The sequence below is a fragment of the Pseudoalteromonas sp. APC 3358 genome (assembly GCF_030408075.1).
Classification (GTDB): Bacteria; Pseudomonadota; Gammaproteobacteria; order Enterobacterales; family Alteromonadaceae; genus Pseudoalteromonas; species Pseudoalteromonas arctica.
Genome location: NZ_JASDCE010000010.1, coordinates 81,624 through 97,464 on the forward strand (window position 1 = coordinate 81,624; position 15,841 = coordinate 97,464).

General features: G+C 37.3%; 23 protein-coding genes. 21 read left to right on the forward strand and 2 right to left on the reverse strand.

The genetic code is table 11. The features are described 5' to 3' along the window. Positions 1–3: 3 nt before the first annotated feature. From QL995_RS15445 to QL995_RS15490, 10 genes are all read left to right on the forward strand, one after another. Complete coding sequence (locus QL995_RS15445; protein WP_024591976.1) at positions 4–930, forward strand: ABC transporter permease; 927 nt, start codon at positions 4–6, stop codon at positions 928–930. A 72-nt stretch (positions 931–1,002) separates the two neighbouring features. Then, positions 1,003–2,070: a BMP family ABC transporter substrate-binding protein gene (locus QL995_RS15450; protein WP_290294530.1), complete on the forward strand. Its 1,068-nt coding sequence runs from the start codon at positions 1,003–1,005 to the stop codon at positions 2,068–2,070. 77 nt (positions 2,071–2,147) lie between these two features. Then, positions 2,148–3,524 (forward strand): nucleobase:cation symporter-2 family protein, encoded by a 1,377-nt coding sequence (locus QL995_RS15455; protein ID WP_101216343.1) that lies wholly within the window; start codon positions 2,148–2,150, stop codon positions 3,522–3,524. A 30-nt stretch (positions 3,525–3,554) separates the two neighbouring features. Next, positions 3,555–4,289 carry a DUF5020 family protein gene (locus QL995_RS15460; protein WP_197117244.1) on the forward strand — a complete coding sequence of 245 codons (735 nt, stop codon included), beginning with the start codon at positions 3,555–3,557 and terminating at the stop codon, positions 4,287–4,289. A 136-nt stretch (positions 4,290–4,425) separates the two neighbouring features. Further along, a complete protein-coding gene (locus tag QL995_RS15465; RefSeq protein ID WP_290294531.1) occupies positions 4,426–5,022 on the forward strand; it encodes an RDD family protein in 597 nt (198 codons plus the stop codon). A 14-nt stretch (positions 5,023–5,036) separates the two neighbouring features. Continuing rightward, on the forward strand, positions 5,037–5,501 hold the full coding sequence (locus QL995_RS15470) for a hypothetical protein (RefSeq protein ID WP_290294532.1): 465 nt from the start codon (positions 5,037–5,039) through the stop codon (positions 5,499–5,501). Between the two features lie 21 nt (positions 5,502–5,522). After that, positions 5,523–6,008: a hypothetical protein gene (locus QL995_RS15475; RefSeq protein WP_290294533.1), complete on the forward strand. Its 486-nt coding sequence runs from the start codon at positions 5,523–5,525 to the stop codon at positions 6,006–6,008. Positions 6,009–6,083: 75 nt separating this feature from the next. Beyond that, positions 6,084–6,398 (forward strand): hypothetical protein, encoded by a 315-nt coding sequence (locus QL995_RS15480; protein ID WP_290294534.1) that lies wholly within the window; start codon positions 6,084–6,086, stop codon positions 6,396–6,398. 11 nt (positions 6,399–6,409) lie between these two features. Beyond that, positions 6,410–6,829, forward strand: a complete 420-nt coding sequence (locus tag QL995_RS15485; protein WP_290294535.1) for a hypothetical protein — start codon at positions 6,410–6,412, stop codon at positions 6,827–6,829. Between the two features lie 172 nt (positions 6,830–7,001). Continuing rightward, positions 7,002–7,637 (forward strand): trimeric intracellular cation channel family protein, encoded by a 636-nt coding sequence (locus QL995_RS15490; RefSeq protein ID WP_004334621.1) that lies wholly within the window; start codon positions 7,002–7,004, stop codon positions 7,635–7,637. 2 nt (positions 7,638–7,639) lie between these two features. Here QL995_RS15490 and QL995_RS15495 read toward each other — a convergent pair whose 3' ends face one another. Both QL995_RS15495 and QL995_RS15500 read right to left on the reverse strand, forming a co-directional pair. Beyond that, positions 7,640–7,984 carry a GNAT family N-acetyltransferase gene (locus QL995_RS15495; protein ID WP_290294536.1) on the reverse strand — a complete coding sequence of 115 codons (345 nt, stop codon included), beginning with the start codon at positions 7,982–7,984 and terminating at the stop codon, positions 7,640–7,642. Between the two features lie 350 nt (positions 7,985–8,334). Further along, on the reverse strand, positions 8,335–9,801 hold the full coding sequence (locus QL995_RS15500; protein WP_290294537.1) for a DASS family sodium-coupled anion symporter: 1,467 nt from the start codon (positions 9,799–9,801) through the stop codon (positions 8,335–8,337). Between the two features lie 296 nt (positions 9,802–10,097). Between QL995_RS15500 and QL995_RS15505 the strand changes: the two genes are divergently transcribed. The 11 genes from QL995_RS15505 (at position 10,098) to QL995_RS15555 (ending at position 15,762) form a co-directional block, all read left to right on the forward strand. Next, entirely contained in the window at positions 10,098–10,937 is an 840-nt protein-coding gene (locus QL995_RS15505) for a DUF417 family protein (protein WP_290294538.1), read from the forward strand. 17 nt (positions 10,938–10,954) lie between these two features. Beyond that, positions 10,955–11,206, forward strand: a complete 252-nt coding sequence (locus tag QL995_RS15510) for a Rho-binding antiterminator (RefSeq protein ID WP_024604525.1) — start codon at positions 10,955–10,957, stop codon at positions 11,204–11,206. A gap of 537 nt (positions 11,207–11,743) precedes the next feature. Beyond that, positions 11,744–11,995 carry a hypothetical protein gene (locus QL995_RS15515; protein WP_290294539.1) on the forward strand — a complete coding sequence of 84 codons (252 nt, stop codon included), beginning with the start codon at positions 11,744–11,746 and terminating at the stop codon, positions 11,993–11,995. A gap of 120 nt (positions 11,996–12,115) precedes the next feature. Continuing rightward, the gene (locus QL995_RS15520) at positions 12,116–12,298 is read left to right on the forward strand and encodes a hypothetical protein (RefSeq protein WP_024591965.1); all 183 of its coding nucleotides are present in this window, start codon (positions 12,116–12,118) and stop codon (positions 12,296–12,298) included. 66 nt (positions 12,299–12,364) lie between these two features. Continuing rightward, positions 12,365–12,763: a hypothetical protein gene (locus QL995_RS15525; RefSeq protein ID WP_197113126.1), complete on the forward strand. Its 399-nt coding sequence runs from the start codon at positions 12,365–12,367 to the stop codon at positions 12,761–12,763. A 78-nt stretch (positions 12,764–12,841) separates the two neighbouring features. Then, positions 12,842–13,264: a hypothetical protein gene (locus QL995_RS15530; RefSeq protein WP_169044704.1), complete on the forward strand. Its 423-nt coding sequence runs from the start codon at positions 12,842–12,844 to the stop codon at positions 13,262–13,264. Between the two features lie 327 nt (positions 13,265–13,591). Further along, a complete protein-coding gene (locus QL995_RS15535; protein ID WP_024599991.1) occupies positions 13,592–13,996 on the forward strand; it encodes a GNAT family N-acetyltransferase in 405 nt (134 codons plus the stop codon). A gap of 553 nt (positions 13,997–14,549) precedes the next feature. Then, the gene (locus tag QL995_RS15540) at positions 14,550–14,717 is read left to right on the forward strand and encodes a hypothetical protein (RefSeq protein WP_290294540.1); all 168 of its coding nucleotides are present in this window, start codon (positions 14,550–14,552) and stop codon (positions 14,715–14,717) included. A gap of 57 nt (positions 14,718–14,774) precedes the next feature. Beyond that, complete coding sequence (locus tag QL995_RS15545; protein ID WP_269435573.1) at positions 14,775–14,897, forward strand: hypothetical protein; 123 nt, start codon at positions 14,775–14,777, stop codon at positions 14,895–14,897. A gap of 129 nt (positions 14,898–15,026) precedes the next feature. Next, positions 15,027–15,329 carry a hypothetical protein gene (locus QL995_RS15550; RefSeq protein WP_290294541.1) on the forward strand — a complete coding sequence of 101 codons (303 nt, stop codon included), beginning with the start codon at positions 15,027–15,029 and terminating at the stop codon, positions 15,327–15,329. A 115-nt stretch (positions 15,330–15,444) separates the two neighbouring features. Then, complete coding sequence (locus QL995_RS15555; protein ID WP_165721719.1) at positions 15,445–15,762, forward strand: hypothetical protein; 318 nt, start codon at positions 15,445–15,447, stop codon at positions 15,760–15,762. Positions 15,763–15,841: the final 79 nt, after the last annotated feature.

Sequence of the window (15,841 nt, forward strand, 5' to 3'; positions counted from 1 at the left end):
ATCATGGAATTAGATGTAATTACTAATATTTTATACGCCACTATTCGTACAGGCACCCCTCTATTGCTGGTGGCGCTGGGTGAAATGGTATGCGAAAAAAGCGGCACTTTAAATTTAGGGCAAGAAGGCATGATGCTACTTGGCGCAGTGGCAGGATTTATAACTATGTACCAATGCGACAACCTATTTATTGGTTTTACGGTAGCAGCTTTGGTCGGGGTTATGGCCTCACTTATTTTTGCTTTTGTAGCACTTAATTTAAATGCTAGCCAAGTAGCGGCAGGTTTGGCGCTGACTATTTTTGGTACAGGCCTTTCGGCATTTTTAGGTGCCGACTATGAGGGAAAAACCATTAACGCGTTACCTACTTTAGCAATTGCAGGGTTTGAGCATATTCCGGTTTTAGGCAAAGCGCTATTTTCGCAAGACGCCATTGTGTATTTAAGTTGGGGTTTAGTGCTTGGTGCGTATTTGTTTTTTAAATACCACAGAGCAGGGCTTGCAGTACGAGCTATTGGTGAAAACCCAAGTGTGGGTAATAACTTAGGATTACCTGTAATGCGTACACGTTATTTAGCCGTTATGTTTGGCGGCGCACTGGCGGGCATTGCGGGCGCATACTTGTCGTTGGCTTATACACCACTTTGGACTCAAAACATGACGGCAGGGCGAGGTTGGATAGCCCTTGCTTTAGTGGTGTTTGCAAGCTGGCGTATTGAGCGCGTAATGCTTGGCGCTTATTTATTTGGCTTTGCCAGCATTATGCACTTAGTGGCACAGGCTTTTGGGTGGGCTGTGGAGTCTAACTTACTCGCCATGCTGCCTTATGGTGCAACGCTTATAGTACTAATTATGCTCAGTAAAAATAAACAAAAGTTAAAAATGTACGAACCCATGTGGCTAGGTAAGCCTTGGCACAAGGGTCATTAAATTAATTACAAAATCAATAAGGTAAATTACCTGCTTCAACAGGATATTAAAAATATAACACGGAGAATAACAATGAAAAAACTTATAACGGCACTCGGGGTTGCATTAAGCTTAGGCATAAGCGCAACAGCTATTGCAAAAGATAGCGTAAAAGTTGGCTTTGTATATGTAAGCCCCATAGGTGAAGCCGGTTGGACTTATACACATGACTCTAGCCGCCACTACCTAGAAGAAAAGTTTGGCGACAAAATAGAAACCACTTTTGTCGAAAGCGTACCAGAAGGGGCCGATGCAGAGCGTGTTATTACGCAACTGGCTAAAAGCGGGCACGATTTAATATTTACCACGTCGTTTGGCTACATGAACCCAACACTTAAAGTGGCTAAACGGTTTCCTAATGTAAAGTTTGAGCATGCCACAGGCTATAAACGCGCAAAAAACGTAAGCACTTACTTTGATCGCATTTACGAAGGACGCTACCTTACAGGTGTTATTGCAGGGCACATGAGTAAAACCGACAGCATTGGTTATATTGCTGCGTTTCCTATTCCGGAGGTAATACGCGGTATAAATGCATTTACGCTTGGCCTGCGCTCAGTTAAGCCTAATGCAAAAGTAAAAGTAGTGTGGGTTAATAGCTGGTTTGATCCGGGTAAAGAGCGAGAAGCTGCCGATAGCCTTATAGATCAAGGCGTTGATATTATAACTCAACATACTGATTCACCTGCACCATTGCAAGCAGCTGAAGCCGCTGGTATTTACGCTATTGGCTACCACTCAGATATGAGCGGGTACGGTAAAAAAGCACATTTAACGGCAGCGGTTCATCACTGGGATGAATTTTATGCAGAGCGCGTACAGCAAGTACTTGACGATAAATGGCAATCGCAAGATATATGGAAAGGGATAGGCTCAGGGATGACTCGCTTAGCGCCGCTAAGTAAAGACATTCCAAGTGATGTAGTAAGTGAAGTAAATGCTATTTCAGAGAAAATTGGTAAAGGTGAATTTCATCCATTTACTGGCCCTATAAAAAATCAGCAAGGTGAGCTGGTTACAACAGCTGGGCAGACTATTGATGATAAAACCTTACTCGGCATGGACTTTTACGTTGAAGGCGTAGAAGGGCAGCTTAAATAAACGCAGACGTATTTGAATTTAAATAGGGCAGGGCGTTAATACCTTGCCCAAGTTTAAGCGCTAAAAGGATATTGACCATGTCAAACCAAGAAGCTATTTCAGAAGACATAATTTACGCGGTAGATGATAAACCAGGGCTAACTGAATCATTTTTTGCTGCACTACAGCACGTACTCGCAAGCTTTGTAGGCATTATTACACCCACACTTATTATTGGTGGGGTGCTTGGCCTAGCTGCTGAAATACCATATTTAATTAGTATGGCGTTGTTTGTATCGGGTGTTGGTACGTTTATACAAGCGCGCAGAGTAGGGCCTGTTGGTTCTGGACTTATATGTGTGCAAGGCACCAGTTTTGCTTTTTTAGGCACTATTTTGGCCACAGGCTTTACTGTTAAAGCTACGGGTGGCAATAACGATGAAGTACTCGCTACTATTTTTGCTGTGTGTTTTTTAGCGGCCTTTGTAGAGATATTTATTAGTTTTTTTATAGAAAAACTCGGCAAAGTAATTAAGCCTGTTGTTACCGGCGTGGTTATTACCACTATAGGCGTCTACCTTATAAAAGTGGGTATGACCGACATAGGCGGCGGCCAGTGGCTATTAACTAATAAGCCTGACGAGTTTGCCTCACCAAGTAACCTAATTGTTGGTTTTTCGGTTGTTGCTTTAGTGGTGCTGTTTAATGCAAGTAAAAACCAATGGGTAAGGCTAACTGCCGTGGTTGTAGCCATGATAGTAGGTTGGATACTGGCTGTTATATTAGGAATAGCCAAATTTGAAGTCGGCGAGTTTGATTTAATCGCCATGCCAATACCGTTTAAGTACGGTTTTAATGTTGATTTTGGTGCACTGATAGCCTTTGGCTTTTTATACCTTATAACAGCAATTGAATCGACAGGCGATATTACTGCCAATTGTGCTGTTTCTAAGTTACCTGTTAGAGGGCCTACTTACTTAGCACGCATACGCGGTGGTATTTTAGGTGATGGCGTTAACTCGATGATTGCGGCCTTATTTAACACTTTTCCAAATACTACTTTTAGTCAAAACAACGGGGTTATTCAGCTAACAGGTGTTGCCAGCAGGTACATAGGCCTGTGGATCGGCGGTATTTTAATCATCCTTGGTTTATTTCCTGTGATTGGCGCTGTATTACAAAATATACCTAAACCCGTTTTGGGCGGTGCAACGCTTGTAATGTTTGGCACCGTAGCAGCCGCAGGGGTCAAAATACTAGCCAGCGAAAAAATAAATCGCAGAAGTTTACTTATTATTGCGGTGAGTTTGGGACTAGGGCTAGGTGTTAGTTTTGTACCAGAGTTGTTTACAAACGCACCTAAGTTGGTTACTGCCATATTCGGTAGCGCAGTGACGGTGTCGGGTATCACCGCAATAATAATGACGTTGGTACTACCAGAAAATTACTCAGCAAGTACGGATCATCTTAACTAAACTAAGATTCATAAAAATAAAGGAATTAAAATGAACACTAAAACAATAAAAAAACTAGCACTTATAACTGCAATTACAATGTGCTCAACAGGTGTTTCGGCTAAAGAGCTTTGGTCTGATTTTAGTATTACCGCAATGAAAGGGGCCGACTACCTAGAGCCATTTTCAGGGGAGGAAGACGATAGAAGTGTTGTTACTATAGAACATGCGTCGGGACATACTTGGGGTAGTACGTTCTTTTTTATGGATAGACTAAGTAATCCTGATGAAGTGTACGGTGAGTTAAACATAAACCCAACCCTTTACAAGCCACAAAACAGCTTTGTTAAAGAGGTGTTTTTAGGCCTACAAACAGAGTATGGCTCGGGAGATACGGATCAAAATAACTATTTATTAGGGGGCGGTGTATCACTTGATGTACCTGGCTTTCAATATTTTAATGTGGCTTATTATCGTCGTTTTCAAGATGATATAGGCATTCAACGTGAAGATAATAACCAAATAACAGTCACGTGGGGCTATAACAAAGGTAACTTTAGATACGATGGCTTTTTAGATATTGTAGATAGCACCGACACAATGTTTGGTAAAAGTGAAGGCGGCTTTAACTTTACCTCACAGATTAAATACAATATTGCACCTATGCTCGGCTTCGATACCACTCGTCTTGATGTTGGTATTGAGTATGTTTATTGGAAAAATAAATTTGGTGTAGATGGTCAAACCGAACATAATCCAAACTTGCTAGTTAAATGGCATTTTTAACAGCAAATTGAATGGTATTTAATTAATAATTAAAGGCTACTTTTTAGTAGCTTTTTTATTTGATAATCTTAAATAATTGAATAGCTTAAATTAGTTGTGTTAGATTACTTTTTAATAACGCTATATGGATTTTTTCATGGACTCTGAAATAGATTTTTCTACCTACACTTTAGATGAGCTTTACTCATCAGCGAGAGCTATAGATCGCGAAGCCTACCCAGATCGAGCAAAAGAAATAGACGACTTAATTAAAACGCGAGAAGCACAGAGCCCATCTGAAAATATTGTATCAAAAGTAGCAGGAGAAAAAGCAACGCGCTCAGATAGACTAGTGGCTGCTATTGTTGATGGCGTTTTAGGTGTTGTTTGTTTTATACCTGTATTCATGCTCGTAGGGTTTGGTAGTTTAAGCCAACCAACACTTACTTTATCTGCAGGTTTGCTAGGTTATGGCATATTAAGCACGTTAGTGCTTCATGGTTACCTTATGTACCAACGCGGACAAACAATTGGTAAATCTTTAATGTCTATCCGTATTGAAAATTTAGATGGTACACAAGCAAGCTTTACTACAATTTACTTTAAACGCATGCTTTCTATGCAACTATTATCACTTGTCCCTTCGGTAGGTCAGTTTATAGCTGGTTTTGTTAATCCATTATTTATATTTGGAAAAGATAAACGATGTTTACATGATCATTTAGCGGGAACAAAAGTGAGTTATGTAGATTAATCAGGATATTAATTATGGCAGCTTTGCCTAGGCAAAAAAAATTACCCGGATTTAAAATAGTCTATAGTTTGGCTTTATCAGCATTATTTATTGTCATTTTTCTATTTTACATGGAAGTAATTAACGAAAAACCTTTATTGCATCAGTTTTTATATTTGTTTGGATTATCTTCTTTAGGAGTGGTTATTGAATGGCTATCTGCAAATAATAAGCAATCACAAGCTATTGATATTGCGAATGGTGAATTTAAATTACTTGGTATAAATATAAAGGTGTCTGAGCTAGAAGAAGTACTTTATTGTCAAACGAAACGGTTTGAGCATACATTAAGGTTTAAATTTAGAGACGCGACTTACCGAGACATAGAAATATCAGCCCCTGACCTGATTGATGATTTGCGTTTTTATCACTTTATGGTTGGTAACGGTTTACCAGTAAAAATGACAGATGATAGAGGGCGTTTTTTTGAGGAAAATTAACATTACAGCAAGGAGCTAGTGATGATTAAAAAAGCTTTTATTCTAGCAAGTGCGGTCTTTAGTGGATATTCACATGCAGGCTCATTTGAAGGATGCTATTCAAGAGCAGACAAAATAACTAGCGCGATCCCTATGCTCAACGACGATGGGAGCGAAAGTAATGAGCGTTTTAAATTAAAAACGAGCTATATAAATGTATTTAAAAAAGACGATAAATATTTTACAGAAGGTCTTATCTGGGGCTTTAACTTTCATATTTGCACTATCACAGCCCCGTTAGAAGGGACAACAGAACCATTACCTTTAGTACTAAAGGGTAAAAAACTGGTGTTTGAAGAGCAAGAGCCCGAATACGATATTAACTGTAAGTTCGAGCTAGAATTTAATGAGAATGGTTTGAATATTAAGGATGAAAACTACCACTGTTCTAAGCATATGTTTTACTGTGGAGCACACGCAAGTGTTAATAATATTCAATTAGTTAAAACGTCTAAAGGGTGCAATTAACAAAGCCATTTTTAATATTTTATAGATTAGTTAGTTTGTATTTTAACTTGCTGAAACTGCTAACAAGGACTTACCATGCGCGGCTTTTTATTATTTATAGGCTACTCATCTTATATTGGCAGTATGGGTGATGGTCTGCTTGGCTTATATGCCTTATGGGTTTTAATAAGTAATGAATTAGCACTTTTAAGCTTATCGCTTAATGACTTTTTAGCGCAGTATGTTGAGTTTATATTTTGGGTGAAGCAGGTCGCATTTTATGTAATGCCACGAGGCTTTGCCAATTGGTTATTTGGCATTCCAGCTATTATTTACTTTCCTGTACGTATATTAATGAGCTTAGTGATTGGCTGGTGGGCGTTTAAAAAGGCAGCTCAGTTAAAAAGCTGAAGGGTATAAAAGTGATTGCACATAAAAAATTAGACATACTCTACCTTGACGGTATAGCAGGTTTACTTGCTGGTTTAACTTTGTTTAGTTTTCAATCTTGGTTCTACGAAATTTATTCACTACCTTTGTATGCACTTCAATTTATTACAGTGGCTAATATACTTTATGGTGTATGCGCACTTTTATTAGCATTTAAAAGAACAAGAAGCTTATTAGCCATTAAAGTATTAGCTATAGCTAACTGCTTTTGGGTAATAATTTGTATTTTCTTTATTTTTGAATATGTTAATTCTGCAAGTTGGGTAGGTATTAGCCTATTAATTTTTGAGTCAATTTTTGTAGGCTATCTTGCTTATTTTGAGTGGAAAAATAGGGCTAATTTAATTTTAGGGGCTACTTATAAACAACGTGTAAAAAATACCTACTTTTAAAATAATTACCTTCTCAAATATTACCTTTCATAAAACCTAACCTCAAACTGCATTCAGTGTAAATTACAGCGTTGTTTTTAAATGTATTTTTTAAAGTTAATTCAACTTTTAAGGGATGTTTTTTGGCACGTAAGTTGAAACAACGCCTTATAAATTTTAAAAAGGAATTACCATGACTGCTGAATACTTTATGGTACTAGGGTTACTCGGTGTTGCATTTTTTGCTGTTGCAGGGGCATTGCTTGGGTATGAAAAAAACATTAGTGGCTTTGGCGTAGTAGTGGTGGCAACCGTTACAGCATTAGGGGGCGGTACCCTCAGAGATATACTTTTAAACAAACCGGTATTTTGGATTGCTACCCCCGAGTATTTATATTCAACCTATGGGGCCGTTATAGCAACAATTGCATTTATTCGATACTTACCGCGCGTTAATAATTACTACTTTTTGTTGGTAGACGCTGTTGGTATGGCGTTATTTAATATTATGGGGATAGAAAAAGCACTCATTAATGGCTCTGGTATGGTGGTCGCAATTACCATGGGCATTACTACAGGTATATTTGGTGGTTTAATACGCGACGTAATTTGCCGTGAGGTGCCAACTGTTATGCGCAGCGAACCTTACGCCTCTGCGTGTTTAGCGGGTGGAGCAGTTTATGCCGCTTTATTTAGCCTTAATGTAGATTACATTTGGTGTATTTTAGGGTCATTTTTTACGACTATTTTTTTAAGATTAGGCTCTTTGCATTGGGGTTGGCATTTAACTATTTTCAGAAAAAAAGACTTCAGAGATCAAAGCGACTAATTTTAGCTACGAGTAGCCCGCGTTTGCATGTGGTACTCGTAATTATTCTCATCCGTTATAGTAAAACCCAGCCGCTTATAAAGTTCTAATGCTGGGTTGTTTTTAAGCACGGTGAGTTTAATCGGTTTTGACTGCGCACTTGTAATAACTTGTTCAATAACCGCTTTCCCATACCCTTTATTTTGATGCAGTGGATGTATTTGTAATTGCATTATTTCAATGTATTGAGCGTGCGTTTGGTATTTTAAAGTACCAATTGGTACCTCATTTATAACTATAAGATGGGAGCAGTCATATTGGTCATCAAGCCTTAAAACATGCTGTTGCTCAGTTATACCAATCCGCAATAATACTTAAGCATTTTGCGGGGCTAAACGTGTCGTTACCTGCGTTAAAAAATGCTCATTTAGAACAACTAAATAGCGAATTTTTTGCCTAGCTATCAACACGTTTTTCCAGCCTCAAAATAGATCACTTAATTAAGCGAATTGGTATTAAAAATAACCCGGCACTTTCTAAGTGTTCAACCATAGTTAGTTTTCTGAGGCTTAATAAGTAGTTTCGGTCTGAATATGCTGCCTTTATAAATTTAAAAACCATAGTGCTCCCTTGCAACAGCCTTAATGTTTATATTTGTAGAACGAACTAAAATAAGTGCGCAGTATTAAATGTGTAAGCCAAGATAACAAAGGCAATACTACCAATACCCAAGTGCTTTCCACCAAAGCCCGCCAATAATTCCCCATACACTTAAATTAATAACGCTCATTATAAGGCCCATTACCCACCAGTCTTTTAACGATACATAGCCTGAGCCAAACACTATGGGAGATGTGCCAGTTGCGTAATGTGTTAACGACATCATGAGTGATGAAGCGCCAGCTAACAGTAAACCTAAAAATAAAGGCGGAGCGCCAAGCGCTAAACCTGCAGCGTAAAATGCGGCAAACATAGCAGTAATATGTGCTGTGGTACTGGCAAAAAAGTAATGAGCGTAAAAATACACAGCCACCAATATAATGGCCGATATAATCCAGTCAAAGCCCAGTTGCGCAATATTGCTCTCAACAAGTGTTGAAAACCACGTTACCAAACCTAGTTTATTTAAAAAAGTGGCCATCATTACTAATGCTGAAAACCAAACAACGGTATCCCACGCAGACTTTTCTTTAAGTACATCGTCCCAGCTTAATACACCAGTCACTAATAAAACCGACAGACCCAAAAAAGCCACTGCGGTTGTGTTAACTGCGTAGTCAGCCCCTAAAATCATTGCGGGTACGCCGGCCCATAAAATAAGCAGCATGGCAAAAACTCCCACCATTATTTTTTCGCCGTAACTCATTGGGCCCATTTCAGTTAATTTAGATTCTGCGTAGGTTTTAGCGTCGGGTGTACTTTTAACTTCAGGTGGGTAAATGGCATAAACAACCAAAGGCACAAGGGCAATACATAGCAAACCAGGAACAAGCGCTGCGAGCGCCCACGTACCCCATGTAATACTAATATTTGCACCGGTAGCATCAGCAATCAGCTTTACAATTAGAGGGTTTGGCGCAGTCGCCGTAATAAACATAGCTGATGTAATAGGGTTTATATGGTAGCTCACTAAAGCAAGGTAGTGCCCAATTTTACGAGATGTACCTTCCTCAGGGGACGAGCCAAAGCTTGTTGCTATCGACTTCATAATTGGGTGAATAATAGCGCCGCCTCGCGCGGTATTACTTGGCGTTACAGGCGCTATAACAAGTTCAGAAAGTGCGAGTGCGTAACCAATACCAACTGTTTTTTTACCAAAAAGAGAAATAAAATTATAGCCAATACGATTTCCCAAACCAGTTTTAGCTAAACCCCGAGAAATAATAATAGCAATACCAATCAACCAAATTAATGAATTAGAAAAGCCACTTAGTGCATCTTTAATAGCGCCAGATGGGCTGTCATTAGTTACGCCGGTTAACGCAACAGAAGTAATAGCTAAAATAGCAATGGCGCCGATAGGCATTGCTTTACCAATAATGGCAACTACAGTACCAATAAATAAAGCGAGCAAATGCCATGCGTTTTCGGTAACACCTTGCGGGGGCGGTACAGCAAACCAAAGTAGTAAAACAATGGCTATAGAAATCAGTCCAGAGGTAACTCGAATATCAGTACCCTTCATTAAAAATGTCCCTAAGTTTTAGAAATGCATGCATTCTGTGTATTGAAAAGGCAACGTTATTCTACTTCATTTTATAATAAAAAAAATGACGCACATCATATGGATAGCTATGAATATTAGACTTATTTAATTTTATTAATAAAGAGGTAATAAACTATAAACTAAAGTGATTGATTACATTACCCTATGAGAGCTTACGTTGTGCTTAATCAACTCTTATATTTTTAAGAGTTAGCTTGAATTGTTTTATCGACTAGCAAGGTCTTTGTAAGTCTTAACGAATACTTGGAAATACAATGAACTTAAAATTAACCAACAACGTGATTACTTTTTTATTAGCGAGTAGCTTTTTGTTACTTGGCTTGTCGTTTGCGTTAGGATCAAACCCTAATACGTTAACGGCTACGTTTAGTTTTTACGGCGTTGATTCGCTAATATCTGTATCTGCGTTAGGTTTAATTAGTGGCTCATTTATGATTGCCTTAGCGTTTGCCACCGTGCTCGCTCGCCTTAAACTAATGAAACCTACACCAGCACTTTTACTTGCAGCAATTATAAGTTTAGTTGCATTACTTACCTTGTTTGCCAGTAACCGTTGGATGGCTCAACTTGGCGGCTTTCCAATCATTGGTAGTGGGCAGGGCATAATTAAATACTTTGCTGTAGTGCCTTTGTATTTGTTTTTGTTTTATAAAGACAAACTTACCGACAAACAACACGTACTTTTAAACTTTATACCGGTGGCTATGGTTCTATTGTGGATCGGCGGCATGAAGTTTTATGAGTTTGAAGCAAAAGGCATTGTAAGTTTAGTAGAAACCTCACCGTTTATGTCGTGGTTATACACGGTATTTAGCGTACAAGGCGCGTCTAACATGATTGGCGGGTTTGATGTATTATTTGCTGTGTTATTGGGCTTAGGGCTATTTTTAAATAATAAAAAGCTAATTATTGTAAGTGGCTTAGCGTGTTTAAGCGTATTTATGATGACCCAAACATTCTTAATTACCGCAACCGGTGCATTTAGTTCATCCACTTTATTGGAGCGCTTAGGGCAGTTTGTAATTAAAGATCTTTGGTATATAGCCAACCTTGTTGTTATTGCTTTTTTAATGATTTTTAAACCGGCTAAATAATATTAAAGAGGGATTTTATGATCAGTTGCAACCAATACGACTACATCGAAATTGCCTGTATGCACCATTTAAGCATTGAGCTTATATTAAAAAATGGTGATGGTGTATGTGGCGTAGCAACTGACACAAAACGCAATGCTAATAGAGACGAATGCATAGTTGTTAACGTAAATAGCGAGCTGCAACTAATTGTGCTTACTACAATTAGTGTACTTAAAGCGCATGAGAAAAATCCATACTTTGACCACGTGAACTTTGATGTAAAGTAAACACCTCACTCATTCGTTTTTATCATAAGCACCTCAGCGAGCCTGTATCATTAATATGTTAAGGCTCGCTTATCTCACCAATGCTTTAGCTAATTACGCGCTAAATACATAAAGCCAAAATTTTCCTATTACTTTTACCTCTGTTTTATAATCGAGTTTTTCCACCAGATAAGGCTAAACGCCAACTATTAAAGCGTATAACAATGCTAAACCAGTATAAGTAAGCCTCAATAAGCCTTAACTAGCGCTTAGTATCCGTACGTTTGTTAATTATGGTCGTAAAAGGTAGCTACATAAATAAAGCTAACTTACAGAGCCAGCTGTTTAAATAAACAGCTGTTTTAATTTTGTCCGATAACATCATTAAAAATCGTTTTGGTGAAAAATAACAAAGACCTTTTTATAACATGCCTAATCACTTGTTTACATTAAAGTTATTTAGTGGAATTATTAAACAATGTAATATACGCCATTTTGGGGGGTTATAACTCTCAAAGTGGTGTTCGATAAGTTGTTATATGCCAAGGGAGTTTTTAAATGGAATTTGAAATTTGGTACTTAGTCGTAGGTATTGCGATGCTACTCAATATAGTTGTTTCTATATTTTTGGTGCGCCGTGATGATTTGGAAACCTTTCAAAAAGGTGCGCAAATATTTATTGTATGGCTCATACCATTTGTAGGGGCGCTAGCTTTATTGATCTTTCATCGGAGTCAAGATGCTCCGTTTACTAAGAGTAAAGGTCCAAATATCAGGTCATCACATGATTATACAGCTGGCGGTGATTAATATGGCATATAGCAAGCCAAGCCAGCGGGAATTTTACTCGCTGAAAAGCGCTCACAAAATCCCCTACTTGGGGTGTTATATTTTTCAAGTTTAGAGTTTAATTTAATAAGGAAGTTGTTCATGTCGAATTCAGAACGTTCAAAAATGGCTATCAATTTAGATAAGGTTTACTGTCCAAAGTGCGATGAGAAAATGCCAGCTTTACGTATACCCGAGAATATTCAGCAATTAATGTGGGGTGGCTGGACTTGCCCAAAATGTGATTGCAAAATGGATAAGTTCGGTAAAGAAATAGTTGAGTAAATAAACATATAACAAGTCTAAACTCGCTTCTTAATGAAGCGTTATGTCACTACGTGAGGAGAGATGATGAACAAGGAAACTATAGGGAAATACGTCGCAGTTTTGGGATTATTGCTTTTCTGGGCACCTCTTTGGGGAATTGTTGATTCGTATTTAATTATGTCCTCTTCATTTCAAGAGATAACACTGTTTGGAAGTAATGAACCTAAAATATCACAAGAAGAAATGTCATCAACAGCTTTGTCTACAGTAACAGGGTTCATCTTATTTTTAGTTGCACTTTGCTTTTTAACATTTTCCGTTGTGGGCTTAAACTATCGAACTAAGTGGCTTTTTTGGGCACTAATAATATATTCAACATTGTTACTCTTCATGTTCCCTGTTGGTACAGTGTTAGGAGTAACTGTGCTGGCAGCGCTAGTTTTAAACAAGAAAAAATTTGGACTTGACGGTGACGCTATATAACAAAACCATTAACCGGATTAGTACAAGAGCGCCACAAATCGGTTATGACAGGCGTTAGCTTTCTAAGAAGGTTTCGAGTTGAGAACAATATTTAGCTTTATTTTAGCCTCTTTAGTTGTTGCATTTTTAGCGCCAATGGCAATTGAAATGAAATTTACTATTATTCCTTTTGGTATATTTATTTGGACGTTAATAGTTGTTCTAATTTTGGTTCCAGTAACAGCATTTCCCATTTATAAATTTATCACTAAAAGCTGTGGTTATTCGCTAAATACAGTGCTCAAATCTTCAGTTATATCTACTTGCTTAGTTTCTTTCTTTTTTGTTTTCCCTTCAGGTTTAGATAGCTCAATTATTAATGGTAAGGTATTGGTCGAAAATGGTTCAATTACGTTAATAGGTTATGGATATAGCTTTTTACAATTGTTTTTATTTTCTATAGTAGGTCTTGTTGCTGGTATTGTATTTTACGTTTCAAAAATAGAGTTAAACAAAAGCTAAAGAATTAGGATGAAATTCATTCTAACTTTTACATAAATAATAAATTAAAGCAGCGGGTTAAGTGAGTTTTATAAAAATGAATCACGCAAAAAGCTGAGCTACAATGAAAGAAAGAGTAAAAAGCCAACCACACTAAACTTTCCCGTAATACCTTCCAAAACACCAATTAAAACAACAGCTAACAATTTTTTATATTCCACGTGAAATACAGTAAAAGATTGAACCAAAATAGGAACTCAGCTATGGTTTGTTTATCAATAAAAACAAATAAAAAAACGAGTTAATCTACAGGCTCGTTATAAGCCTATGGAGGCTCTGCAAAATCATATGGAAATTCGCAATATTTCCTGGGAGCAAACAATCCCGCTTCGACAAAGTGTTCTTTGGCCAAACAAGCCTCCTGAATATTGCCATGTTGATGGCGATCATGACGCAATGCATTTTGGTGCCTTTGTTAATGACGAGCTTGTTTGTGTTGCCTCCGTATACATAAAATCAGATAAAGCTCGCCTACGTAAGTTTGCTACTAAAACTGATTATCAAGGGCAAGGCATTGGCTCTCAAATGCTAAAGTTTATTCTTCACTCTCTTAATAATACGGTTGTAAATTTTTTTTGGTGTGATGCTAGAGAATCAGCTTTAAGTTTCTATCAGCGCTTCGGTATGCAGCCATACGGGGAACGTTTTTATAAGGCTGATGTTTCTTACTTTAAAATGGAAGTTGCTTTATAGTAAGTTTAAAGCGGCATATAACAACACGCGCTGAGGTGGGCAGCAAGCGCTAAAAGTTAGGATGACACCCATTCTGACTTTTACGTCAATTATCAATGATAGCAGTGAGTTAGGTTACATCCATGAAAGTGCATCACGCAAAAGTCTGAGCTGTATTGACAAGATGAAAGTAGTAATTGGTAGCCCGATAGACGACAACAATTTTTATTAAAAAATGGTAAATAACTCGGCTTCATTGAGCCTAACTTCCTTTAAAATAAAAGTGGAATATTACCAACGTTATGATGATCCTCAACTGCTAGGTGTTTTCTGCTGCATCACTTATTTTAACAAATATATTTTGCCCATCAGAGTAAAAAAACACCCACACCAAATTTTCCAGTAATTCCTTCCAAAACGTCAATTAAAACAACACCAAACTCTTTTTATATTCCACGTAAAATACAGTAAAAGATTGAACCAAAATAGGAACTCAGCTATGGTTTGTTTATCAATAAAAACAAATAAAAAACGAGCCAATCTATAGGCCCGTTATAAACCATAAGGAAGTGTCATGAAAAAAATATTTGTCGGAGCAATAATTCTGGTTAGTTCTAGTGTATTCGCTAACCCATATAAAAGTGGGTTCGTTGATGTTTCAATTCAAACACAAGAAGGTAAAGAAACTTTTAAACTAGTTTGTCAGCCTAAAATCACTGTGGGGAAATTACCAAAAAAATAGGTTAGTTCTTGTAACGATATCGGCAAGAAACTTCTGGAGTTAGCTGTCGAAAACGGAGTGAAAGTCGATCCAGTTGACAAAGTATTTGGTATGGCTGGTGACTTTGCTCAAAAGGCTTCTAGTGATCTACCAGAAGATATTGTCCCCGCAGCAATTGTTAGCCGAGAATTTGGTAGTTAATGGTTTATAACAAGTAATAAACTAGGACAAATAACATTTTTCTGCGTCTCTATTTTAACTTACTATTATTTGGCTGTTAGAGCTATTCTACAGCCTCGTTATACGCTTCTAAAGCTCGGTGTAAATAAAATGTTTGATGATGCAATTAGACTTGCTACCAAATTACTTGAAAGCGATGACTATTACTTAAATATAGTTATGAATCTTTGTCAAATTGGAAATAAAAAGTATGGTCAATGCTGGAATACTGAGTTTCATGTATTTGGTGTAATTTCATCTGATACAGATCATTTACCTTTAATTCATGTTAGAGAAAGATGTTCCGCTGAGTTCTTAGTTAAATCAGATAAAGAGTTAGCTGAAATTGTAGAGTATTACCGATCTGATGTGGTGATAGCTTGTAATCTAATAGTGAGTAGTAAAAACGTATAACAAGTCGTAAAGCAGAACAAAAAAAATCTGGTTTTTACTGCTATGTCGCTTACTTTAGCAAATATATTTTGCCTATTTAAGGCAGCACTAGATATAAAAATACAAGGATGCATAATTGAATTATTTAAATTGGTTACAAAAGACATACCCAGAGCTAAATGAGATATCAAATGAAACTATTAACTCTCATATCGACAAAGCAAAGTCTGATACAGAGCTTTTTAGGGAATTCATTAAAGTATTAGGTAGCTTATTTTTTATTATCCCGTTCAACTTATACCTTTATATTTCGGGTATTCAGGAATCTAACAGCTCTTTATATTGGTTGTTGGTTGTGGCTTCAATTGCTGTTGGTGGTTTTATCGGGCTTTATTGCGAGCAAAAGGTCATTAAAAAACGTCTTAAAAAAATAATACAGTTAAAGGCGTTTTGAATGACTAATGATGAAGGGCAGTTAGGGTGACCTTATTCTAACCGTTACGGAAATTATCAATTATAGAATGGTAAACAAC